22 protein-coding genes are annotated in these 23,060 nt (G+C 47.7%); 13 read left to right on the top strand and 9 right to left on the bottom strand.

The window, feature by feature from the left end:
* The first annotated feature begins 186 nt into the window (after window positions 1–186).
* Window positions 187–444, top strand: a complete 258-nt coding sequence (locus LH86_RS02320; RefSeq protein WP_039298031.1) for a YjhX family toxin — start codon at window positions 187–189, stop codon at window positions 442–444.
* A gap of 232 nt (window positions 445–676) precedes the next feature.
* Here LH86_RS02320 and LH86_RS02325 read toward each other — a convergent pair whose 3' ends face one another.
* The 3 genes from LH86_RS02325 to LH86_RS02335 all read right to left on the bottom strand — a co-directional run bounded on the left by LH86_RS02325 (window position 677) and on the right by LH86_RS02335 (window position 2,677).
* A complete protein-coding gene (locus LH86_RS02325) occupies window positions 677–877 on the bottom strand; it encodes a glycogen synthesis protein GlgS (RefSeq protein ID WP_197061699.1) in 201 nt (66 codons plus the stop codon).
* Between the two features lie 140 nt (window positions 878–1,017).
* Window positions 1,018–2,289 (bottom strand): CyaA/EF/ExoY family adenylyl cyclase toxin, encoded by a 1,272-nt coding sequence (locus LH86_RS02330; protein ID WP_231562717.1) that lies wholly within the window; start codon window positions 2,287–2,289, stop codon window positions 1,018–1,020.
* 55 nt (window positions 2,290–2,344) lie between these two features.
* Window positions 2,345–2,677 (bottom strand): YegP family protein, encoded by a 333-nt coding sequence (locus LH86_RS02335; protein WP_008460852.1) that lies wholly within the window; start codon window positions 2,675–2,677, stop codon window positions 2,345–2,347.
* Between the two features lie 217 nt (window positions 2,678–2,894).
* On the opposite strand from LH86_RS02335, the gene LH86_RS02340 reads away from it, so the two are divergent.
* The 6 genes from LH86_RS02340 (at window position 2,895) to LH86_RS02365 (ending at window position 7,166) form a co-directional block, all read left to right on the top strand.
* The gene (locus LH86_RS02340; RefSeq protein ID WP_419656438.1) at window positions 2,895–3,593 is read left to right on the top strand and encodes a Crp/Fnr family transcriptional regulator; all 699 of its coding nucleotides are present in this window, start codon (window positions 2,895–2,897) and stop codon (window positions 3,591–3,593) included.
* 58 nt (window positions 3,594–3,651) lie between these two features.
* Window positions 3,652–4,398, top strand: a complete 747-nt coding sequence (locus tag LH86_RS02345; protein WP_008460849.1) for a nucleoside phosphorylase — start codon at window positions 3,652–3,654, stop codon at window positions 4,396–4,398.
* 2 nt (window positions 4,399–4,400) lie between these two features.
* Window positions 4,401–5,117 carry a nicotinamide riboside transporter PnuC gene (gene pnuC / locus LH86_RS02350; protein WP_039298035.1) on the top strand — a complete coding sequence of 239 codons (717 nt, stop codon included), beginning with the start codon at window positions 4,401–4,403 and terminating at the stop codon, window positions 5,115–5,117.
* Between the two features lie 472 nt (window positions 5,118–5,589).
* Window positions 5,590–6,117 (top strand): superoxide dismutase family protein, encoded by a 528-nt coding sequence (gene sodC, locus LH86_RS02355; protein ID WP_052045539.1) that lies wholly within the window; start codon window positions 5,590–5,592, stop codon window positions 6,115–6,117.
* A complete protein-coding gene (locus LH86_RS02360; protein WP_039298037.1) occupies window positions 6,114–6,638 on the top strand; it encodes a DUF3455 domain-containing protein in 525 nt (174 codons plus the stop codon). Before sodC ends, LH86_RS02360 begins: the two co-directional genes overlap by 4 nt.
* A 75-nt stretch (window positions 6,639–6,713) precedes the next feature.
* Complete coding sequence (locus LH86_RS02365) at window positions 6,714–7,166, top strand: acyltransferase (protein ID WP_039298039.1); 453 nt, start codon at window positions 6,714–6,716, stop codon at window positions 7,164–7,166.
* Here the strand turns inward: LH86_RS02365 and LH86_RS02370 are convergent.
* On the bottom strand, window positions 7,163–7,594 hold the full coding sequence (locus LH86_RS02370; RefSeq protein ID WP_039298041.1) for a hypothetical protein: 432 nt from the start codon (window positions 7,592–7,594) through the stop codon (window positions 7,163–7,165). The genes LH86_RS02365 and LH86_RS02370 overlap by 4 nt on opposite strands.
* Window positions 7,572–7,964 (bottom strand): polymorphic toxin type 44 domain-containing protein, encoded by a 393-nt coding sequence (locus tag LH86_RS02375; protein ID WP_039298043.1) that lies wholly within the window; start codon window positions 7,962–7,964, stop codon window positions 7,572–7,574. Before LH86_RS02375 ends, LH86_RS02370 begins: the two co-directional genes overlap by 23 nt.
* 310 nt (window positions 7,965–8,274) lie before the next feature.
* Here LH86_RS02375 and LH86_RS02380 point away from each other — a divergent pair, with 310 nt between their 5' ends.
* Window positions 8,275–8,535 (top strand): helix-turn-helix domain-containing protein, encoded by a 261-nt coding sequence (locus tag LH86_RS02380; RefSeq protein WP_039298045.1) that lies wholly within the window; start codon window positions 8,275–8,277, stop codon window positions 8,533–8,535.
* A 194-nt stretch (window positions 8,536–8,729) separates the two neighbouring features.
* On the opposite strand, the gene LH86_RS02385 is transcribed toward LH86_RS02380, so the two are convergent.
* A complete protein-coding gene (locus tag LH86_RS02385; RefSeq protein ID WP_156107001.1) occupies window positions 8,730–9,488 on the bottom strand; it encodes a hypothetical protein in 759 nt (252 codons plus the stop codon).
* Window positions 9,489–10,081: 593 nt separating this feature from the next.
* Between LH86_RS02385 and dndB the strand changes: the two genes are divergently transcribed.
* The 5 genes from dndB to LH86_RS02410 are packed head-to-tail and all read left to right on the top strand — an operon-like array spanning window position 10,082 to window position 15,820.
* Window positions 10,082–11,167, top strand: coding sequence for a DNA sulfur modification protein DndB (gene dndB, locus LH86_RS02390; RefSeq protein ID WP_039298049.1), 1,086 nt, complete (start codon window positions 10,082–10,084; stop codon window positions 11,165–11,167).
* Window positions 11,164–12,798, top strand: coding sequence for a DNA phosphorothioation system sulfurtransferase DndC (dndC, locus tag LH86_RS02395; RefSeq protein WP_039298051.1), 1,635 nt, complete (start codon window positions 11,164–11,166; stop codon window positions 12,796–12,798). Before dndB ends, dndC begins: the two co-directional genes overlap by 4 nt.
* On the top strand, window positions 12,788–14,797 hold the full coding sequence (dndD, locus tag LH86_RS02400; RefSeq protein ID WP_039305864.1) for a DNA sulfur modification protein DndD: 2,010 nt from the start codon (window positions 12,788–12,790) through the stop codon (window positions 14,795–14,797). Before dndC ends, dndD begins: the two co-directional genes overlap by 11 nt.
* Complete coding sequence (gene dndE, locus LH86_RS02405) at window positions 14,797–15,150, top strand: DNA sulfur modification protein DndE (protein ID WP_039298054.1); 354 nt, start codon at window positions 14,797–14,799, stop codon at window positions 15,148–15,150. Before dndD ends, dndE begins: the two co-directional genes overlap by 1 nt.
* 49 nt (window positions 15,151–15,199) lie before the next feature.
* Complete coding sequence (locus LH86_RS02410; protein ID WP_039298055.1) at window positions 15,200–15,820, top strand: hypothetical protein; 621 nt, start codon at window positions 15,200–15,202, stop codon at window positions 15,818–15,820.
* A 34-nt stretch (window positions 15,821–15,854) separates the two neighbouring features.
* Here the strand turns inward: LH86_RS02410 and LH86_RS02415 are convergent, their stop codons facing one another.
* Genes LH86_RS02415 through dptG form a run of 3 tightly spaced genes read right to left on the bottom strand, consistent with a single transcriptional unit; the run spans window position 15,855 to window position 23,060 of the window.
* Window positions 15,855–16,676, bottom strand: coding sequence for a restriction endonuclease (locus LH86_RS02415; protein WP_039298057.1), 822 nt, complete (start codon window positions 16,674–16,676; stop codon window positions 15,855–15,857).
* Complete coding sequence (dptH, locus tag LH86_RS02420; RefSeq protein WP_039298059.1) at window positions 16,673–21,754, bottom strand: DNA phosphorothioation-dependent restriction protein DptH; 5,082 nt, start codon at window positions 21,752–21,754, stop codon at window positions 16,673–16,675. The genes LH86_RS02415 and dptH overlap by 4 nt, the downstream gene beginning before the upstream one ends.
* On the bottom strand, window positions 21,735–23,060 hold the full coding sequence (dptG, locus tag LH86_RS02425; protein ID WP_039298061.1) for a DNA phosphorothioation-dependent restriction protein DptG: 1,326 nt from the start codon (window positions 23,058–23,060) through the stop codon (window positions 21,735–21,737). The genes dptH and dptG overlap by 20 nt, the downstream gene beginning before the upstream one ends.

Here is a 23,060-nt window from a genome sequence, read left to right on the forward strand (position 1 = left end):
GTGTTATTATTCGCCCGTTTCCTCAACCAAAGTCACTCAGAGGCCTGATGCTGGAGAATGTCATCATCCGATAATCAGTTTCCCGCCCACCAAAGGACGGACTGATTATCACTGCGCTTAATCCGTATGCGAACACACGCGTTGTGTTGGCACGTTTTGCACATGATGATGAAAAGGTTTTTCAGCATGAATTTATCCCGTCAGGAACAGCGTACCCTCCACGTTTTAGCGAAAGGGGGACGAATCGTTCACACCCGCGACTCTTCAGGCCGCATCACCGCCGTTGAATGTTATTCCCGCGAAGGGTTGCTGCTAAGCGACTGTACGCTGGCCGTGTTCAAAAAGCTCAGAACCAAGAAGCTGATTAAATCCAGCAATGGGCAGCCATACCGGATCAACACCACCGGGCTGAACAATGTTCGCGCCCAGCCGGATAACCGATAATTGACGAGAGCCTGGATGAAATTAACGTTTTGAAGGGCTAAAACAGATAACGGGCCATCAGGCCCGTCGAGACTGATGACAAACCTCATGCGGATAAAATTCTGCAATCTGTCACCAGAAAAATAAACTGGAAAATCAATTCATTGATTTTCGGCTGCTCGCCACAAAGAAGGAAAAACCACGCTTTTTCCTTCTTTGTCAGCAACTTTAACGGGCCACCAGGCCCGTTATTTCAGTGCTCGAGCTCGGCGGCCCGGGATTCTTCTTCGCAATACTGGTTGAACCGTTCACAGAACCACGTTTTTTGCTCGCGGCTCATGTTGCCGGTCACGGCCTGGAGATTCACCTGCTGCCCCGAAGCCTGCATATGCGCAAAGCTGCGCGCCAGAAAATCAAAATTCTTCACTGCCTGTAGGTCTCTGTTCATCAGCATATCCCTCTGTGAGTTAACTTTTGGGTAAGTCATATGCTTATGTTTTGAGTATCGACCCGCTGACGATTATTTTTTGAACAATGAATGCGCTTTTGGGATTTCTCCCGGCGATATATCGGCCCGCCTCGCAAAACACAATTTTAGCGCTGCCGAATCGGCCTTGTGAGCTGAGCCGCCTCCAGCGTCAGCTTCGCGGCGGTAAACCTGTCGCTGCGCACGCCAAGGACCTCCTTTTCCCAAAGTGGATTCAGCGGCACGTGGTAGCCCGCGTTCTTGGCCTGCAGCACCAGTTCAGCCAGATCGTCTTTGTTTTCAATGATACACAAAGGATCGAAGCGACCAATTTTATGCGGCAGCGCGAACGTGGCCGGGTAGTTGCTCTCCGGATCGGTCACCGGGTTGGCGCTGTCCGTGGCGTGATGCACCACTTTCTCCCCTTCCCCCACCAGCGCCTGGTTCAGTACGCCAATCATCCGGCGGGCACGCTCGCTCGCGTTGCCTATTTCATCATCGCTCTTGCGGTAGAAGCTCGCCGGATTGTCATAGTCCCCGCGCAACGCCTGATGCTCAGGCAGCGTGCGGTAATTTTCCAGCCGCTGGCGAAAGACCTGATGGGAAACATCCGGCACCTGCAAATTATCCTCAGGCCCTAATTCGCTGACGTGCGGGGCGATAACCAGCAGATCGTAATCCGCGGTGAAGGGCCGGGCTTCGGCGTGTGGGGCAAGCACCTGCAGGGGCACGCCCTGATGGGAAATTTGATATCGCGCTTCTCCGCAGCCCGGCAGACGCCGGGCCTCAAACGCATATCGCTCGCCGCCTGGACCGCTGGCCCGGAGATGGCTCACGCCGCTGGCGTTCTCAAGCGACAGCTTGTCGATAAGCCCCTGCTCAAACAGGTCGTGCAGACGACTCTGGGAAACTTCCAGCGGCACGGCTGCGGCATGCCCTTCGGTAATACAGGCCTGAGTTTGCAGGTTAGACTTCGCGATCCGCTCGGGCGAAGCGTTCTCCAGCTTGCTGAACCGCTGCTCCACGCAGATAAACCCCGCCTGCGGCCCCCACGAGGCACTTTTCCCCTTAATGTGAAAACCTTTGGTCGGATGCCCGGCCTCAATCAGCGCCGTCGCCAGCTTGTCCACCGGGCGAACACCAATGATGCAATTGTGTTCCGAGGCGACTTTTTGAAGCGGGATAAGGTGCGCAGGCACGATGCCGGTTTTGTCTTTGATTTGCGAGACAAGCTGCGGGAGGTCCGTACCTGGCGTTTTACTCGCTACGGCCAGGTGCAGCTCTAAAGGGCGATACGCCACAGGGGTAGATTCAACTTTCATTTTTACGGCCAGGCTCCCGGCGATAAACAACAAGCCATTGAGGCTGCGGCCGGGAAAAAGCGACCGGGGCAGCTTCACGCGAACACATCACCCAGGTGAATGCTCGCGGATTGCCCCGCCGCCCTGGTTCCGGTTAAGTCTTGTCTTTCACCGTTTCGGTTCCACCGTTATTTTTCACCGAGGCAATGCCTTTATCCCGGGATTGCTCCGTGGCGTACATCTGGCTGGTGCCAATCACCTGATGATTGCCGGCCTTGAGGTTAAAGTAGAACTTCCCGTTGCTGGCGACCTTCTTGTCGTAGCGCTCCTCCAGCGGGCTGTTGGTGCGCACGGAGGCGATGCCGTTGTCCGCCGAGGCACGGGTTTTATACAGCTCACTGGTAAGCACCACTTCGCCATTGCCCGCCTTGAGTACGAATTTAAATTGCCCGTCGCTGCTTTTGCTTAATTCGAACCAACCAGACATGTTAACTCCTTGATTAAAATCATAAACAGTTAATAGATTGGATGAACATCAAAAACAGTATGTACGAAAAACAAACAGATCGCCCACTCCGCCAGCGCCACGGCGGGACAAATGTCCCGGCGACGATACGGATTTCAGATCCCGCTGGCAGTTTTCACGCTAATCTGTGGGCAACGCAGGACGGGCGTCCTGTCCTTATTTGACGGGAAATTTTATAGTGAACAGCATGAAAAACGAGAGCAGGCCCGGCGACTGGCTGAACGTCATTGAGCGAGTGACCGGCGACCCGGTGCTGTATGAGCTGCTGAAGTATTGCCCTCTGGATATTCTGCGCAGCTGGCAGCTAAAACATTACCCTCGTGGCTCGCTGATTTTTCGTCAGGGAGAAATTTGCGATGAATTCCACCTGATCGTCAAAGGGGAAATCGACGTTTTCACCACCGCCGATGACGGGCGAAAATATTCCCAGGCGCGCTATAAAAAAGGCGACATTCTGGGGGAGCTGGAAATCTTCGAGCGGCGGCAATACATCTGCTCGGTAGAAGCAGTTAGCGACGCGGCACTTTTAGTGCTGACGCGGGAAGAGTTTATTCGCTGGCTGGGGTTAGACAATTACTTTAATCAAAAGATATTACAGGCCGTGAGCGATCAATATTATCAGCTCTCCAAAAAGGCCGGGGAAGACATTCTTTATTCGTTACATCAGCGTATTTGCCTGGTGCTGTGGCAGAAATACCAGCCAATACAAGGCAGCATCCCGCTTAATAAGCAGCAATTAAGCGAGCAGTTTGCGGTGGCCCCGCGCAGCATTAACCGCATTTTATCCGAACTGCGGGAAGACAATATTATTGCGATTCACGGCGAGCAGATTCAGGTTCTCGACCCTCAGCGCCTGCGCCAGCACGCCGAACATTAAATAACAGCAGCCAATCCTGAGCCATGCCAAATGGCTCGTTTAACGCCAGGTAACTATCATGACCCAACTCCAGCCCCATATCCGGCTCAGCCGGGAGATGACGCACGCCCGTTATGCGCTCCTGCCGGGCGATCCGAAACGCGTGGAACACGTCGCACAGTTTCTGGACAACGTGGAAGACTTCGGCAGCAACCGGGAATATCGCGCCCTGCGCGGCTGGTTCCGCGGCGTGGAAGTGCTGGTGATGTCCACCGGCATGGGCGGGCCTTCTACCGCCATCGCCGTGGAAGAGCTACGCCAGATTGGCGTCACCAACCTGATCCGCATCGGCAGCTGTGGGGCAATGCAAAACCACATTCGCCTCGGCGACCTGGTGATCGCCACCGCCGCCGTGCGGGACGACGGCACCAGCCAGATGTACATCGACAAAGGCTACCCGGCCTGTGCGGACATCGGCCTGGTACACCATCTGACCCAGCAGGCCAAACGCCTGGGCTACGCCAGCCATTGCGGCTATGTGCGCAGCCACGACAGCTTCTACACCGAACGCGAAGACGAGATTAACCAGTTCTGGTCCGGCAAAGGCATTCTTGCTGCGGATATGGAAACGGCGCCGCTGATGGTGGTCGGCGCATTGCGCGGCCTGCGCATCGCCTCCGTGCTTAACGTGGTGGTGGAGCACAGCGGCAATCTGGAAGAAGGCATTAATAACTACCAGCAGCAGGAACACTCCTGCCTGCAGGGTGAATCCCGCGAGATTTTACTCGCCCTCGAAGCGCTCTACCTTGACAGCCAGGAGCAGTAATCATGGATTTCTTCAGCATTAAGAATGTGATGGTCACCATTCCGCTCGGCGAAGGCGGCTACGCGCTGTCGTGGATCGAGGCCATCGGCACCGTCTTCGGCCTGCTCTGCATCTGGTTCGCCAGCAAAGAGAAAATCATCAACTACCTGTTCGGCCTGATTAACGTCACGCTGTTTGCGGCGATCTTCTTCCAGATCCAGCTTTACGCCAGCTTGTTGCTACAGGTGTTCTTCTTCGCCGCCAACCTGTACGGCTGGTACGCGTGGAGCCGCCAGAACGAGGCCAACGAGGCCGCGCTGAAGATCCGCTGGCTGTCACGCAGCAAGGCGTTCACGCTGGCGGCGGTTTGTCTGGTCGCCATCGCGCTGATGACCTTCTTCATCGACCCGGTCTTCGCCGTGCTGACCCACATTGCGGTAGGCATTATGCAGAGCCTTGGCGTGGCGGTTGAGATGCCGCAGCTGCAGCCAGATGCCTTCCCGCTGTGGGATTCCGCGATGCTGATCCTGTCGATTGCCGCAATGGTGCTGATGACGCGTAAATACGTCGAGAACTGGCTGCTTTGGGTGATTATCGACGTGATTAGCGTGGTGATTTACGCCATTCAGGGCGTGTATGCCATGTCGCTGGAGTATATCCTGCTGACGGCGATTGCGGTGATGGGATCTGTGGCGTGGATTAAGAGCGCCCGAATGATTGGCTCCCGCCCACTCGCTTAAATCTTTTTATTGACTTCAAGGGCCGCTAAGCGGCCCTTTTGCCATTCGGATATATCTCATTTATCAAGCCGCATGAAAATTAAGGGATTTTTAAACAATCTCAAGATTTTCAGCGACCGCTTTCAACCCGCTCAGCGTATTCATCTACACTTTATTAAAGGCACAGCAGCGACATAATTTTTAACGATCGTTAGCAGGTCGTTTTCACTCTCCCTTTTTACTGCTTTATCCGTTTCTCTTTTCATTCAGGCTTCTCCCTTTAATTGTTCCCGACCACTGGATAACCTCATGAAAATACTGTTTTTAAAAATCTTCACGCTGATTTTCAACCCACAATTTCACCTATCAGAGCAATCAAACACGCCGCAAAACAGTTTGTTATAACCAGCTTACTGCCGCGCACAAGACCGCAGCACAAAATTTTGCGACATCTATTGCTTTGCACCTTCTAATAAAAGTACGGGGTTAAACGATGAATAAGTTAAAAACACTAAAACTGACGCTGTGTATTACCGCCCTCGCCTGCACCGGGCTGGCGCAGGCCGCCACTGTCGCCATGAACACCGTGGACGCCAGCGGCACGTCCACCCCGGCGGGCACCATTGAATACCACGCCACCCAGTACGGCGTGGTCTTTACGCCAAACCTTAAAGGCCTGCCGCCGGGGATTCACGGCTTCCACGTTCACACTAATCCGAACTGCGGCCCGGGCATGCAGGACGGCAAAATGGTGGCTGGCCTGGCGGCTGGCGGCCACTTAGATCCGGCCCACACCGGCAAGCATGAAGGCCCGTGGGGCAACGGCCACCTCGGCGACCTGCCTGCGCTGTACGTCGACAGCGACGGCACCGCGACCTACCCGGTGCTGGCCCCTCGCCTTCGCATGTCTGATTTAAAAGGCCACTCGCTGATGATCCACGCCGGCGGCGACAACCACTCTGACCACCCGGCAATGCTCGGCGGCGGCGGTGCGCGTATGGTTTGTGGAGTGACGTCATGAGCAAACGCGTCTTAACAGTTGCGTGTTTCACGCTGATGATGGGCGGGCTTCCGGCCCTGGCGAATGCGGCAGAGACTTCCATCGATGCGCCCAAAGGTGAACACCTGCAAACCGAGCTTTATGCCCGCGGGGTGCAAATCTACCGCTGCGCGGCGGCGGACGCAGAGGCAAAAACCGGGAGTTGGGTGTTCCAGGCCCCGGAAGCTGACCTGTTCAGCGACAAAGGACTGAAGCACCTCGTCGGCAAACACTTCGACGGCCCGCACTGGCAGGCCACGGACGGCAGCGTAGTGGCCGGAGCGCTAAGCGCCACTCGCCCGTCGAAAGATAAAGGCTCGATTCCGTGGCTGCTGCTGACCGGTACATCCGACGCGCAGCCAGGCCTGTTCGCCAACGTGAGCAGCATCCAGCGCGTGGACACCCACGGCGGCGTGACCAGCCCAACGGTTTGCGACCCGGCAACCTTTGGCGCGACGCTAAAAGTGCCTTACACGGCGACCTATAAGTTTTATAGGAAGTAGCGGTATGCAAAGTCCTGGCAGGGAGGCCGGGGCTTCTGTTTAATGGACGGGACTAATGAACCAGGGCAGGCATGTATGAAAATCCTCAAAAGCGGCATCCGCGACGTGATTGCCAGCGACGATGTCACCGTTGTGGAGCCAGTTAACCTCTACGAATGTACGCTGCAAAGCGGCGTATTCGTTGGGCCTTTTGTCGAAATCCAACGCCACTGCGTGATCGGCTCCGGTACCCGCATCCAGTCCCACTCGTTCCTGTGCGAAAACGTCACCACCGGCAAAAACTGCTTTATCGGCCACGGCGTCACCTTCGCCAACGACCTGTTCCGCAGCGGCAGGCCAGACCCCAACCCGGAGAACTGGATAGCCATCACCCTCGGCGATAACGTCACCATCGGCAGTGGCAGCACCATTCTGACGGAGCATATTTGCAGCGGCGCGGTGATTGGCGCAGGCAGCGTGGTGACGAAGGATATTCTGGTGGCCGGGGTTTATGTTGGCAGCCCGGCGCGACTGGTGCGGGGGTTTTAACGGCTGCCGTTAGCCGTAAAGCTGATAACCGGCATAATCGCGACGCCATCGGAATAGAACAAGTCAGAGTTGGTAAACGAATACACGCGGCCAGTGAGCGTGACGTTAACGTGGCTGCCATAACCCGTAACCTTCGCATTGCTTACTGCTGATATCAAAAACGGGGCACGCTTCTTCAGATGATCCATTGGATCGCCCGCTAGATTGCCATCCAAATAATAGCGATAGACATCCGAAACCGTAGCGCCTCCACCGTTGTAGCGGGTGATATATAAGAACGTAGTATCGGTGACTTTTTGACGGGAGAAAAACACATCATCCGGTGGACCATTGAAATAATACTGATATGCCGCATAACCCCCCACAAGCAATAAAAGCACAGCCGTTAACGTACAGTGCAGGCTCTTAATAACCGTGTTGTTTGGCATAATCTATTCCCTGTTTAATCCAGAATTGATCGTGTGGATCGTCTCCATACGGGAATGGACCATACCATGTTCCCCATTGCGGTTGCGATGTTCCGGCGCGGTTCTGAGCAAATCCCGCGGCAATAAATAGCGTTTCTTCGGGTATACCAGCAGCAAACCCCGAAGCACCATAGTTAAAATTGCCAAAGTTAGCCAGATTTCTGTCTTGCTGTTTGTAGTCCCATGGGCCGCGATTTCTAACTTTTTGATAAAACCAGTAGTACGTTTGCGGCAACGCCATATTGCGGCTCATGCCATTTGACCTTGCCTCGCGCATATTTTTCATAATTAAACTCGTACCTTCCCGCGGCATTATTGGAATCACAGCCATAAACATTCATCCTTAATTATTCATGGGGATTATTCTTTACATAAAATAAACAATCATACCAAATGCCATGATTATTTATTTTAAATGTCATTGACAACAATGATAAAGAAAATAAAACAAAAAAACTGTGGAGATCCTCAACTAGTGAAAAATAACTTCCCATGACGAATAAGTCCTTCGATAAGGGCGAGTGGTACATCTTTAAAGAAGAAGTAATACTACGTTCTTCGTAGTATCCAACCTTGACTATTCCCTCTAAATTAGCCTTCGAACTAAGAGATAACTGTTACATAAATATGTGGAGGGAATCATGACTAAAGGTTGGCATCCGGCGGATATCATTGCCGGTTTACGCAAGAAAGGAACATCGTTGGCGGCACTTTCACGAGAATCTGGCCTGGCCTCTTCAACGCTGGCAAATGCGCTTACGCGACCTTGGCCGAAAGGTGAGTTTTTGATAGCCAAGGCGCTTGAGGTGCATCCGAGTGAGATATGGCCTGAGCGGTATGTCGGGGAAGATGGGGTGGTGATTGAAAGGAAGAGGTTGTTTAGAGGTATTAAAAACCTATAAGCACAGAAACCACTTGGCAGACTTGCTAAAGGCTCCGGCATATTAATGCCTGAGCCTTAGGTTCGTATAACTTGATAAATCACCTAAAAAATTAATATTCCTATGAAAAATTTCATTTCGCATGTAAAATAACTCAAGAATAGCACAAACCTACAGCACAATAAAAAACATCAGAATTACCCACAATAATAAAATCAGAAAAACAAACGTGCAATAACCCCTCTCTTAAAACGAGAATTCATTTCCTCTAAATATATTTCATTCAACTTTACAAACATATCATACTCTGCATCAAAAACTTTTCTCTCATTCTCACCAATGCCCAAATAAGTTGGAACCAACGGTAGAATCACACTTTGCATAGATTCCAATTTTTCAGCTATTAGTGCGTCATTTGAAAAGTCTAATGAAATAAACTCATGAATCATCTTCATATATTCATCTTCGTTTAGATCGCCATTTGAGTTCTTCACAAAATCGGCCCTTTTTCTATACAGATCATTTATTAACGCTGTTCTTTGTGCAAGAATCCTTACAAATTCATCATAGCTGCCCGTAACAACTGATAACTCTGTATACATACGATTCAACACACTAGTGCAATCAGATACATTTTTTTTGAGCTCATTCAATTTTCCCTGCTCAGTGCGAAATGTATCAACTACTGAAACATAAAAAATTGCTTGTTCATATGTGATCCTATTAAAATTCATTTTACTTACCCGCTTCGTTTCATCTGCAAAAAGCTTTAAAGCCCCAGCAACTAAACCATACTGCAAAAAAAGCTCGTTATGTTTCTTATGGCAATCATTCCGTGCATCTCTCATTGGACGATAATAATCGTTTAAGATTTCTTTCCGAGAGCTCATATCATTCTTATAGCTTTCAATCAATCCTGAAAACAGCAAGCTCCCAAAAAAAAGAGGGAGTATGGCTGTAATCATCGTTTTCACGATCAAAGACCCATATTTACCATTCATATAAAATCACCTAATTTATTATGATATTTTCACTTGAGCCGAGAACACATTTAGATAACGCTCAACTCTTTTAAGATTTTTCCACCACATATTCTGAAACAGAGAATTACCGCTTAACGCTGTTCATAGATATCAGCACTTGAATAATTGAGTTATATATTGGGTGTCATGTAACGCTATCTGCTCAATGACAAAAGACAGCCGACTCGCTTCGAGCATGTCAAAAGAAATGACAGGTCCAGGTTAACAAAAAAACCTCATTGTTAAAGAAAGCGGAAATAATCAACTGCGTAACGACTCATCGTGTCTACTTGGCCAATCATCTGTTTCCCTTTTTTAAGGTATCGTGCAATAGCAGGTACGAAACGAGCTCCGACTAGTTTGATGCAGCTTAATTTAGGTACAAAAACGTGCAGCAGCTTCTCAGCCACTGATAACCACTAATATTACATGGATTAATGGATCTTAGTACGCAAAATATTACGTAAAAAAGACTGTAAATCAACTCATTCGTTACGTAAAATATTGCGTACATAAGTTCATTCACTTTTTACATGGATAACAGCATGGCTAGTGTTGATGCAGATTACTGCTATTCGTTTCCAGCTATACGTGGCATTCAGGCTGGTCGTCCTTTCTACATCGCCACGTGCCCGATGCGCATCATCCCCAAGATATTCAGCTTTGATGAAAATGACGTACCGCCTGAGCTACGTGCACAGCGCACGCTGAATAAATCGCGTATCCCCGAAATGGTGCGTTATCTTCTGGAAAATCCAAAAGATTATGTGTTCTCTGCACTTACAGCATCCATTGCCGTTGACGTCCAGTTTGATGAGCACCCAGGTACAAACAACCTGGGAACGTTATGCGTACCGATGGATGCGCAAATTCTGATCAATGACGGTCAGCATCGTCGTAAAGCAATTGAAGATGCTTTAGAAGCACGCCCAGAGTTGGGGCAGGACAACATTCCGGTGCTGTTTTTTGTCGATGAAGGATTAAAACGCAGCCAACAGATGTTTGCCGATCTGAATAAATACGCTATTCGCCCCAGCCCGTCACTGGCATCGTTGTATGATCATCGGGATGCCAGTTCAAATCTGGCACGCTATCTAGCAATGTCCGTAGAGCCATTTGTCGGAATGACTGAGCTGGAAAAATCCGGTATCAGTCAGCGGTCAAATAAATTATTTACGTTAAGCAGTATCAAACAAGCTACCCGTGCGTTGCTGGGAAAAGATCCTAAAGAGGGCAATTTTGAAGAATGTACCCAGATAGCAACTCGCTATTGGCAGGCTATTTATCATGTAATGCCGGACTGGCAGTTAGCCGCAAAAAAAGAAGTTTCACCGGTTCAACTACGTCAGGACTATGTCCACGCTCACGGCATTGGTTTGCAGGCACTCGGACAGCTGGGGTATACCTTGCTTATAGACTACCCCGAGCAGTGGCCGGAGAAAATTGCTGCACTCAAAACCTTTAATTGGCGCAGAAACAATCCGGATCTGATCAAACGCGCGATGCAGCACGGCAAGCTGAGTAAAACCAGTACGGCAATCCAGCTTACCTGCAATGCACTAAAAACCTCGCTCTCAATTCCCCTCACTCCTGAAGAACAGGAGCTTGAAGCTCAAATGGTTGTCTCATGAGTAAATTAGTTCAGGCCTACGATTTGGCCGAATACGAAGATTTTATTAATCAGGAGCAGTTCGCTGGACGCCCTCTGGCCGAATATGTTGCTGAGGTCCAAAGAATTTATTGTGCGGATAAGCGACCGTGGGTAATTGGCTATAGCGGGGGGAAAGATTCTTCCGCCGTGATCACGCTGGTGTATCTGGCCCTGCTCGGTCTGCCCCCGGAAATGCGCAGTAAAGATATTTTTCTGGTGTCATCAGATACACTGGTGGAAACACCAGTGGTCGTGGATCTGATTAAGAAAACCATGGTGCAGATTGAGGCAGGCGCAAAACGTAATGGCCTGCCGATCACTCAACATGCCGTGATGCCTAAAACTAATGAAACCTTCTGGGTCAATTTACTGGGGAAAGGTTATCCAGCCCCAACCCGTAGTTTTCGCTGGTGTACCGAGCGTATGAAAATCAATCCGGTGAGCGACTTCATTAAAGATAAGGTCAGCCAGTTTGATGAAGTGATTGTTGTCCTCGGCTCACGTAGTAGCGAGAGTGCCTCCCGTGCGCAGGTCATTGCCAAGCATAAAATTGATGGCTCACGCCTGGCCCGGCATACCACTCTGGCAAATGCGTTTATCTATACCCCTATTGATACTTGGGATGTAGAAGACGTATGGAAACTGCTGCGCGGCGCGTTCCGCTATGCTCCTGAAGATATCGACGAATGGGAAAGCCCGTGGGGTGGAAACAACCGTCCTCTGTGGACGCTGTATATGGACTCTTCCGCACAGGGTGAGTGTCCCCTGGTGATCGACGAAAGTACCCCCTCTTGCGGGAATTCTCGCTTTGGCTGCTGGACCTGTACTGTAGTCACCAAAGATAAAGCGATGGAAAGTCTGATCAAAAATGGCGAAGAGTGGATGTCACCATTGCTGAAATATCGTGATCTGCTGGCGTTTACCACCGATCCGGCGAATAAAGACACTTATCGCAACTATAAACGTCGCACCGGTAAGGTGAGCTATCAGTACGCTAAAGACGGTGAAGATCGCAGTGCAGAGCGTAAGCATGTTCCTGGTCCCTACTGGCTCAAATACCGCCAGCAGTGGTTGAAAGACTTACTGGAAATTGAGCGTGATTTAAACGTCCAGGGCCACACGATTACGTTAATTACCCAGCCGGAGCTGCACGCTATCCGTCAGGAGTGGTTGAAAGATCCTAACGAGCCAGACTGGCATGACACATTACCGGGGATTTATCGCGAGGTATATCAGCAGGATCTGAATTGGGTGGTTGACGATCAGTCGCGCTTTGATGCCAACGATGCTGATTTGCTGGCGCAGATAACGCAAGGGTTCGACGTAGTACCTGAAATGGTAATGAAACTGATTGAGTTGGAAACCTCGATGGAAGGGTTAAGTCGTCGTCAGGGGATTTTTGACAAGCTCGGCACAATTTTGAAGCAGGACTGGGGCAGCCTGGAAGAGATCCAACAGCAACAGGCAACGCTGCAAAAACGTAACGATCGGGATATTCATCAGGATGAGGTGGATAAGCTAGAAGCTGAACTCCAGACTTTACAGCGCAGAATTATCGATGCGGGCGAATCGTCTGTGCTTATCGACGAGGAAAATGAACGTGCTCATTAAGCAACTAGTATTACATAATTTTCGCGTATTTTGCGGCACACACACCATCGATCTGGCTCCCAGAAAGCGTCCGCATGAAGTAAACCCTCGCCCGATTGTTCTATTTGGTGGTTTAAATGGTGCAGGGAAAACATCTATTTTGTCGGCAATTCGACTGGCACTGTATGGGCGTTTAGCATTTGGCTCGGCAATGCACGAGCAGGAGTATGTTGAACAACTCGGTGCACTGGTGCACAACGGGACGTATACAGCAGAGCGCCCAGATGAGGCCGCAGTAGAACTGACCTTTACCTACAACCAAAACGGCCATGAGACTGAATTCACCGTCACGCGTAGCTGGAAGAAAGGAAAGAAAGATCGTCTCTCTTTGCAGCAGGATGGACAACCGCGTAGTGAGCTCAGTTATGACCAGTGCCAGGGTTTTTTGAATGAATTAATTCCTCACGGTGTTGCCGATCTTTTCTTTTTTGATGGAGAGAAGATTGCAGAGCTGGCGGAAGATGAATCCGGCAATATTCTGCGTACAGCGGTGCGTCGCTTGTTGGGACTGGATCTGATCGCCAGACTGCAAAATGATCTGATGATTTTTGTCAAAAAACAGCAAACCTCGCAGTTAGGTGGCCCCCAGCAACAGCAGATCGAAGCGCTTGAGACGAAGATTAAAACGCTTGCCGGTCAGGCAGAGAAATTGCTGGAAGAGGCCGATTTCGTAAACTCGCGGATTGAATTTTTATCCCAGGACATTATTCGCCATGAGGGATTGTTAAATGCGCAGGGCGGCGCATTTGCCCAGACCAAAGCACAGGAAAAACAGAAAGTTGAAACGCTGCTCAAAGAAAAAGAACGTCTGGAAAAAGCGTTACGACAGGAATGCGATGGATCGTTGCCCTATGCGTTAGCGCCTAATACGTTGTCGCGGCTGCTGGAAAAAATTGCCAATGAAGCACAGATCAAACAGGCGAAAAATTTTGAGGCGGAGTTAAATCAATTTTTAACTCAACTAAAAAATGATATCGCGTTCCGTTCCAGCAGTGAGAGCAGTACCAGAGCCATCACTACCGAAGCGATTACCAATAATTTGGACTCATATATGGCAGCGAAACCAAAAGGTGATTTGCTGTTTGATATTTCTGAACGTGAAGCCGGTATGCTACAGCAGTCCATTGAGCAGGATAGCAAAAAGGCATGGCAGCGTTTTGATATGTACCGCCATCAATTAGCGGATATTGAACAACAACTGGAGCAGGCCGCTGCTAACATTGCTCGTGCCCCGGAAGACGAGCAGTTAATGGATCTCTTTGCAGCATTACGCGAGCTCGATCATAAGCGTGAAAAACAGCGGCAAAAATACCGCTCACTACTGGAAGAGGCTAAACGGACGAAACAGCAGCAACTGGACTGTGTTCGCCAGGTACAGAAAGCACATGACATCAAGCGTAGCCAATATGGTCTTAGCAGTGCATTTAAAAATGCACAGGAGACCATTAACCTGCTCGATTACTACAGCGATGTACTAACGCAGGCGCGAGTGAAAAAATTATCTGCTAACTTTGAAATTGCCTACCACAAGCTGGCTCGTAAAGAGGATTTACAGCTTAATGCGCACATAAATCCACAGACATTTGATGTTGAACTGGTGGATGAAAAGGGTTCGGTGATTAATCGTAAGCTGCTTTCTGCGGGTGAAAAGCAGATTTATGCGATTGCCATTCTTGAGGCGCTGGCAAAAACCTCTGGGCGGGATTTCCCGGTGATTATTGATACGCCGTTAGGGCGTCTGGATTCTCAGCATCGGGATAAGTTGATTAATCATTATTTCCCGGAGGCCAGCCATCAGGTTGTGCTGTTGTCCACCGATACAGAAGTAGACGAGCGTTATTTCGTCGATCAGCTGCGTGATGATATTTCTCATGCTTATGAGATTGTGTTTAATGCGCATACCAAATCATCTGCGCTGAAACCTGGCTATTTCTGGGAACTAACTAAGGAGGCTGTTTGATGCTCCCGAATCGAATGGTGCTTAGTCGTCAGACTGAAGACCAGCTCAAGAAGTTAAAAGGATATACTGGGATCACGCCCAATGTAGCTGCTCGGCTGGCATTTTTCCGCTCGGTGGAGAGTGAGTTTCGTTATTCGCCTGAGCGGGATAGTAAGAAGCTGGATGGCTCTCTGGTGCTGGATAAAATAACGTGGCTGGGGGAAACATTGCAGACTACAGAATTGGTATTGAAGATGCTTTATCCTAAGCTCGACCAAAAATTGATAATTAAAGCATGGGCAGCACATGTTGAGGATGGAATCGCTTCAGTTAGAAACCATCGAAATTTAAAAGACTTTTTAATTTCATTGTAATGATAACTATTATGCCAGTGCGTTATGCACTGGTAATTAAGGAAATAAAATGGAAATTACTTTTGAGCAGATTAAAGAACTAACAGAAATAGTTACCAGCAAAGATTGGGTAGATTACGTGACCTCCATAGGGAGTTTAATTAGCTCTGTGGTAATAATACTTTTAACCTGTTATATTTTTTTTAAAACACCTAATCAAACTGCTCGTAGCAAAATTTATGAAAAAGAAGTTGAGCTACTATATAAAGCCTTCGATTGTTTTTGCCTATTTTCCGATGCTGTAGGGTTATATGCCTCGAACAAACACAGAAAGTATAAAACATTGAGCGATCCTGGTAGTAAACCATTAGAGGGAAGCTTTAGTGATAAAGAAAAAGAGTCCTCTGAAAAGGTTTACCCTGCTTTTAAAGAACAAAACATGGCTTCCAGCCTCTTACTATCAATAGGCGCTTTTGAACCTAAAAAATGTGTAGATAGTTATAAGGAAAAAACCGTAGAACTAAGGAAACTTATAATAGATCTTGAAACAAGCGATGAAAATCAAAATACTGAAAAATGCAAGGAGATTTCAGGTCAAATTGAAAAAATAAGAAAGGAATTAGACACGATAAAAAACTGTTTTTTCAATAAGATAAGAGATTTTAAGGACGAGATAAAAAAACAAATTTAACAAAATGGGGGGATACCCCATTTTTATATAAAAATTATAAATCAAAGAAATTTTTATCTATTTCATAAATTTCATATGTACTTACCTTCGCAACCCCCATGCCATTTTGGACTAAATATTCACATAACTGTTCACCATCAACAAGAGTGATGTTCATGCCTTGTGCTTTTTCCGAACTATTAATTGCCTGTTCGGTAAAACATGAAGATGAAAAAAACACCCCTTTATGTGCTCCTTTTTGGTTCATCGAACCAATAAACTCTCTAATTTCGCTAGGTGGTACCTTTTTACTATTATATCTTTTAGCTTGGATATATATTTTTTCCAAACCTAATTTATCTTCATTAATAATGCCATCTATGCCCTCATCCCCAGCGCCACCAACAACCTTGCCTGCCTCAGACTCGTGCCACCCATAACCCATTTTTAATAAAAGTGTAACAACAAGTCTCTCAAAGAAAGCTGGATCCGAAGAATTAATAGCATCAAGCAATTGTTCTTTAATAGTTTTAATATGCTCAATATACTTCCCATGAATTATCTCTTCAGGTAGTTGATCTTTTGTTACCTTTTCAATTTTAAGAGGGCTAGCATTTGATGCTTGTCCCTGCCATAGGTCGTATAATGGCTTTGATTGCCCTACAGATTTAACCTCAATAAATATTTTTCGTGGAGATGCACTAGGAAAATCAATGCCATAGCAATGTTTTCTAATTTCCCCCCGAACTACTGCCACAGGATCTTTTGCACCAAATGAATAATACTCTTTATTTATAATGCAATCATAAATATCCTTATGTGACAAAGGTTTTCCATGTTCCTTTAATACATTTACGATAGCTTCAATAATCGTCATTTAACTAACTCCCAAAATGCACGATCCCGCATTTTCTTAACCCGCTTATCTCCATCCACATACAGGCTAAAATGCTTCTCAAGCTGCCGAATCTGTCCCATCAAAGACTCCTGCTCACCTTTATCATCGACGTTAAATACCGCCTTAATATCCGCATTCCTAATCTCAGAAACACGATGGATCACCCATGTCAAAATATAGGAAGCATAATTATTTTCCCCGGTCTTAAAGTGAGTAATCTCCTGCGTTGACAGGATCGCACCAACACCATACTCACGGCCTTCTTTAAGGATCTTACGCAGGCTGGAAAAATCCTGACGCATAAAGTTATCGGCTTCGTCCACCAGAATCATTTTGGTGAGCTGACGATAATTCCCCCGCACCACCGGTTTACCGCGCTTTTGCATCTGAGCGTAAAACAGATCCAGCGTAAGTGCGACTACCAGGTTTTGCACTTCTGGCGGGTAACCAGCCAGTTCGATCACGGTGACGCCGTCAATCAATTCGTACAAGCTGGTCATCTTCTCCGGGTTAGTCTCGAATATCTTGTAACGCGCCAGTTTAGAAAGTGCTGCGTAAAGCGAATCTTCTTCAACCTTCTCCTGAGCGAGGAAGCGCTGCCATACATCTTCAATCGTCGGTGCAGTTCTTGACCATGTTGTCGGATCTTCCGGCGAAATACCTGCCGCTTCGTAGCATTCTAAAATTAGATTTTCTAATTTGAGCTGCTGCTTATGCCCCAGCCCATAAGCTTTCGCCATCGTTTCAGATAGTCCACCAGCAGTGTGGATTGGTAGCATTGGCGTGTCGCCAAACAGAGATAAGGGGTTGTAAGGCAGCTTAAATAACTTGTACTTTTTAGCACCCGTAGCATCAAGAAAAGCCTCATCCACATAGTCTGATTTATAGTCGAAGATCAGCAAACCGATAGATTTACCATCAACGTTACAGGACTGATTACGCATCAATTGTGTGACCAGCGATTTAGTAAACTGGGTTTTACCGGTGCCCATCGTTCCAATAATGCCGGTATTGGTATTCATGAACTTCGCGGTGTTGGTTGGCTCCCAATGTAACGGGCTCTGACGCGCAGCATCATGACCAAACAGGATCTGTAATGGAGTATCGCTAATATCCGGAATCGCCACCGGTACAACAGGCTGTAACGACTCTGGTTCCGAAATGGACTGTGCAGTAGTCGGCGTTGTGACTTCTACCACGACTTCGGGTTGTGACGGACTGGCATCACACTCTGACTTAAGCCGGTATTTTTCCGGCACCCGATAACGTTCAGCCAGCAGTGGTTCATCCCCCTGCGCAGCAATCAGCGAAGGCAGCAGTGAATAAGGAATTTCGATCTGTAAGATATTCTCCGCTGTCTCTTTATAAGAGAGATCGAAACAGGTTGCGCTGTCCACATGCGCCACGACGAAGCCGTCCACATAGTCGGCCAACTCACCTAACTGATAGTCGCCCGTTAACCACCATTCGCGTCGATCCAGCAAGGGAGTCAGTTTGTTGCTGTCCAGCACACCGTACAGACGCAGTTTCTCCACTTGCATCAACACCTGACGAATAAAGAGTGCCCGATACAGCTGTGATGCCAGCGTTTGTGGTTCCAGAATGTCCTGCTGTAAATAACGTTTCAGCTCACGAGCCTGTTGGCCTGCATAGCTGTAGTCAGGCCGCGCCCCGGTTTTAACTTCCAGCGGTAACAGATAGAGGCGGTTTTCTTTGAAACCCACAAAGAGCACATCATCAGAGATCGCGCCGTTACGATAACCCTGTAAATTTCTCGATAAATCGCTCTCTTTCATTTTCAGCCCGACATTGCCGGACACACGGATCATTTCGGCCACCGATAACGGAATCCAGCAAATGTCGGACTGGTGCAACATAGATTGCACAAATTTGTACGCACCTATAATGCCGTGCTTCTCTTTACGCTCTCTTTCATTGGAGCGCAGCATTTTCAGCAGCCATTCGCCGTTAAAGGCATTAAATTCAGCCAGCAAATGCTGACTATCAACAGCAGGTTGCCCTGACTGTCTTCCGGTCTGGAGCAACCTCAGGAACAAATCAACCTGCTTCGTGACGGTGACGGCATCGTAGCCTGCGCAACTGGTGTACTGGTCAGAATAGTGGATAAGCACCACATCTTTCTGACTGGTAAAAAAGTCGAGAGTGACTTTTGGATCAATAATGGTGGTCCAGAGCGCGCTATTGTAGGAGTAATTGAGCAGCTGTTTAAAATTGCCGCTCACAGCCAGACCGATCCCTTGTCCATGATACTGGCTGTTGCTTTGACGTGCAGGTTGCCACAGGCAGCCAATTAGTCGGGCAAGACGCAGGGCGTAGTAGGACTCAGTATCCACATCACGCAGTCCAAACGCGGTAAAGTAAGCATCCCCCTGCGTTTCGGCACCTTCCCCAGCGATCAATCCATGACACAATACCCCGCTGGACGCATCTTCAATGCGGATCTGGCGACAATCCACCGGTGCTGTATTGGTGAAAAATGCCAGATGTGCATAGGCAAGCTTGTCGCTTTCTGACGGCAGGACAAACTTGCTGAACGTTAACCGGCTACGCAGCAGATCAATCAGCATATCGGCTTCCGCACGCCATACACCGCTGTTCAGATCGAGATCGTTTTTAAGCTGCTCATAGCTTCCACTTTCGGCAAAGTGATCGAACATATTGGGTAGCAAACGTTCATCGTAGCAGTTCACATGCACCGAAATAGCTTGTTCTTTTTCCAGCTTAAAATATTCAACTAATCCCAAAAAAAGTTCTTTAGCATTACCCTGATTAATAGCATTGATAATCAATGCATTGTTACCAGCGCTCTGGAACAATAGAGCGTAGGCGTCCGTGAACTCATTAAGTTTGTCTTTTACCAGACGCTTAATGTAGTCATGACTAACCTGTCGCTGAGGAACTACATCAATCCAGAAGCGGTTCTCCTCCACAGGCTGTAGTTGCGCGTATTCATGCTCACTGTGATAAACAAACGGCATTAAGCCAGAAACCATCAAGCGATCAAGAGTGACCGGCGGTAATGTGGCAAATGAAGCCGAATCGTGCTGTTCCGACTCTGCAACGATAGTTTCTGTCAATTGTAGATGGTAGGCCAACACTAATGGGTGCAGTGGTGAGAGACGCTCATGGATATCATTGCGGCAGATCCCCAGATGCAGAAGACGTTTCTCCTGCGCTGTCAGCGCTCTGCTCTGGCCGATTTGCTTGAGTGACTGTTCAAACGTAGTAACAATGTAGCTGACCAGTGTGCGATATTCCGTTGACCACGACACCAGACTCGGTAGGGTGTTACGACGATAATAGTAGGCAAATAACCGCTCGTAGGCGTTATGAAGATCGGGGTAGCTGGTAAGAAGTTCATCCAGCGCAAACTCGCTATCGCCACTTCCCGTACCCAGCAGACGTTGCTCAATTAATGAAGCTTCCAGTATCAACAACTGCTGGCGTACACCGACGACCTTGTGTTCGGTATTATCGAGTATGATGCGCCCTTTTAGTCGGTTCCAGGTTGCATTGCCCTCTTCTTTGAACAACCTATTGAAACGACTTTGGTCAAAAAGCAGCGGCAGCGTTAGCCCTTCTTCTGCTCCCGGCCCCTCGATGTTAAACGACAGACGGGAATCACCGGAAACGAGTGCAAACTGAACCAAGTCACTTTGATTTACCAGCGTCTCAAAATCCACCTGAGCATAATGCTGGCAGTCGATGTCTTCGCTCTCGTCATCCAACATACAGGTTAGGTTGCCAGACTCGGCAATACGCAGCGTGTTATCTTCCAGTTGCAGTGTTATTTGTTCTTTACCTGGCTCAACGCGGTAGCAGTGCTGAATATCGTTTAGCCAGAATTGTCCCTGCTCGACCAACAACAGGCGAAATTTATACTCTTCGGCTGAATTATTGCGGTTGGTCAGTTCGAGACTAAAGAAGCAGGGATGCCCGTCAAAAGGCACCGATGCCATAATGCGAGAAGTCTTGCCTCCCGCCCGGTTAGTACGCCAGAAAGATGTATTCTTTAACTGGCGGTTATGGGCAATCTTTATCTGGTTATCCTGAAGATCATTACCCTGAAAACTAAACTCCAGCTCAGCCTTTGATTGCCCTGGCTGCACCTGCACCAGTAGGCTGATGTCACGCTTGCCCGCCTTACTGGCACTTTTTGCTCGTAGCCAAATTTCGCCGTTTTCGACGGAGACATTCTCCAGCACTAGTTTTTGTTCGCTGTTCTGCTCTTTTTCTTTCCTGTAGTCAGAGAAATCTAGCTCACGCCAGTCGCCTTTATCGTAAAAATGCTCCTGAATGAATTTTGTACTGAATTCAGGTAGTACATTCTCCAGCTGTCCGCTGTAGCGTTCAACGCAGTCTTCTATCTGGCGATATAATTTCCGGTTTTCATTCAGTCGGGTGCGTAGCTGCTTCTGGCTATAGTTCAGTAGTTCATCATCTTTAAACAGATGAAGCTCAGAGAAATCCAGATTGCCATCATCCAGCAAGCGATACAGCGACGAGAAACCAAATACGGTCGCGCCTTCATCCAATACCGTCGCCAGTTGATCCTCCAGCAAACAGCGGGACAATTCCGAACGGTTACCATTAGTAGTAATGAGCTTTTCCAGTTGATGACTGAAAGTTTGTGGGTACCAAATAGCATCCGGTGCAGCTACGTCTTTCGTGCTGTTAATCAGGGTATCGAGCATACTGTTATGAATAATCAACAGCGCTGTTTGGGCAAAAACGCCGCTGCGCCCTGCAACTTCATCGCGCAAATGAGAAATGTAATTTTCTGTGAATGCTGGGGCCTCAGCTCCGTGCAGTACAGGAATAAGCTGAACACCATTGTAGAGGAGGCAATCAATATATTGCCCTGGCGCTATTTCCAACTGATTGCCGTCCGCCAGAGAGACGAATGCTTCCCACAGTTTTAGGGCATTATCGGGATCGGGAGATTTGAACTGGAAGCGCTCGCCGGGCTGAATGATGCCACCTACCCATTCAATAAAAGTTTCTGCCAGATAGGTTTCATACTGTTTTGCGGACATACACGGCGTCTCCACTATCACTCATTCGCTCTACATTTCCCATGCGTTCATAAAACGCCACCAGCGTCTGCGCCGACTGGTTGTCCAGATAAAAACCGCGCTGTTGAAAACCACGCAGCAGTTCATGCAGGCGGAGTTTGTCATTTTTGCCCACAGTTAGATTGGTCAGTAACAGAAGACGATCCTGATTCAGCACCAGCACTTTCCCTGCCCGACCACGCACCTGAATGAAGCCTGTACAGATTTCACTTTCCAACTCATTTATATACTTCCGATTTACTGTTGCCCTATCTTTTTTATCTTGGAATTGTTCAAGAGCAACAGTAAAAAATTGGTCAAAAGCGCCTTCAAGATTTATTGCTTTATCTCTAACTTTAAGTTTACGATTATCAATAAACTCACCCAAATATCTGTTAAGTTCATTTAGTATCTGAGAGGAAGGGTCAGAATAATTTATTACATCTTGATAGACTTGCCATAACGGACGTTTTTTCTCACCCTTTTCCCATTGCAGCACCTCTAATGCAGAGAGCATCGGGAAAAGTTTTTCACATTGACTTGAAAATAACTTGTAGCCGTAACGTTTTAACATATCGCGTTCAGAACTGGCTTTTTCACTATCAAGAATAAAAAATAATGACTTGCTTTTTGGTGCTCCTTCTTTCCAGTTATCAATGTTGAGCGCTAATTGAGCACACCAGCTGAAGGCATACAATCGAAGAGTATTAGTGAGTTCTTGTAAAAGATACTTTGGATGTTCAGCTAAAAATGAAAGATCCGCCTGAAAACACTCCACCATGTAGGGTAGGTATGGTTGTTCTTCTGTGAACGGACCTCTTCCCAAAAAAGGTTTTATATTTTCACCAAGTTTATCCATCATTTTTTGTTCAATGAAGTTTAGCTTGTCTTGTATAGGATAACTTAATGAAAAACCACCGATTAAATTAGAAAAAAGAATAGCTAGACGCTTATCTGCCGTAGAACCTACATTGATTTTTTCATCAGAGAATTGTGCATGGAATAGTAAAAAAAGCGGAGATACGCGGAAAATATCATCGTTCGTAAAGTACATCTTTTCGAGTATTGACCAAAATTCTTGATCTTCAAGCATATCCTGCAAATCAGCTTTACAAGCTTTTTGAAATTGTACGAAATCGTAGGCATCTATTTTATGTTTAAGTGCATAGCTAAGTACCAGACCAGTAACTATTTTCCAATTAATATTATTATTACTATTACGCACAGGTAAGTAGCTATCGACTGTATTAATTCTTACTTTCAATTTTTTTAGTGTTATGGGATACAT

The sequence above is a fragment of the Cedecea neteri genome (assembly GCF_000758325.1).
GTDB classification, from domain to species: Bacteria; Pseudomonadota; Gammaproteobacteria; order Enterobacterales; family Enterobacteriaceae; genus Cedecea; species Cedecea neteri_B.

Coding starts and splice junctions, on each gene's coding strand:
- LH86_RS02365 (WP_039298039.1), top strand. CDS start 6,714: ATGAAAATCCTCAAAAGCGGCATCCGCGACGTGATTGCCAGCGACGAT.
- LH86_RS02410 (WP_039298055.1), top strand. CDS start 15,200: ATGGAAATTACTTTTGAGCAGATTAAAGAACTAACAGAAATAGTTACC.
- LH86_RS02380 (WP_039298045.1), top strand. CDS start 8,275: ATGACTAAAGGTTGGCATCCGGCGGATATCATTGCCGGTTTACGCAAG.
- dptG (WP_039298061.1), bottom strand. CDS start 23,060: ATGTATCCCATAACACTAAAAAAATTGAAAGTAAGAATTAATACAGTC.
- dndC (WP_039298051.1), top strand. CDS start 11,164: ATGAGTAAATTAGTTCAGGCCTACGATTTGGCCGAATACGAAGATTTT.
- dndE (WP_039298054.1), top strand. CDS start 14,797: ATGCTCCCGAATCGAATGGTGCTTAGTCGTCAGACTGAAGACCAGCTC.
- LH86_RS02335 (WP_008460852.1), bottom strand. CDS start 2,677: ATGTCTGGTTGGTTCGAATTAAGCAAAAGCAGCGACGGGCAATTTAAA.
- LH86_RS02320 (WP_039298031.1), top strand. CDS start 187: ATGAATTTATCCCGTCAGGAACAGCGTACCCTCCACGTTTTAGCGAAA.
- LH86_RS02375 (WP_039298043.1), bottom strand. CDS start 7,964: ATGGCTGTGATTCCAATAATGCCGCGGGAAGGTACGAGTTTAATTATG.
- dptH (WP_039298059.1), bottom strand. CDS start 21,754: ATGTCCGCAAAACAGTATGAAACCTATCTGGCAGAAACTTTTATTGAA.
- LH86_RS02345 (WP_008460849.1), top strand. CDS start 3,652: ATGACCCAACTCCAGCCCCATATCCGGCTCAGCCGGGAGATGACGCAC.
- LH86_RS02325 (WP_197061699.1), bottom strand. CDS start 877: ATGCTGATGAACAGAGACCTACAGGCAGTGAAGAATTTTGATTTTCTG.
- dndB (WP_039298049.1), top strand. CDS start 10,082: ATGGCTAGTGTTGATGCAGATTACTGCTATTCGTTTCCAGCTATACGT.
- LH86_RS02360 (WP_039298037.1), top strand. CDS start 6,114: ATGAGCAAACGCGTCTTAACAGTTGCGTGTTTCACGCTGATGATGGGC.
- pnuC (WP_039298035.1), top strand. CDS start 4,401: ATGGATTTCTTCAGCATTAAGAATGTGATGGTCACCATTCCGCTCGGC.
- LH86_RS02415 (WP_039298057.1), bottom strand. CDS start 16,676: ATGACGATTATTGAAGCTATCGTAAATGTATTAAAGGAACATGGAAAA.
- sodC (WP_052045539.1), top strand. CDS start 5,590: ATGAATAAGTTAAAAACACTAAAACTGACGCTGTGTATTACCGCCCTC.
- LH86_RS02370 (WP_039298041.1), bottom strand. CDS start 7,594: ATGCCAAACAACACGGTTATTAAGAGCCTGCACTGTACGTTAACGGCT.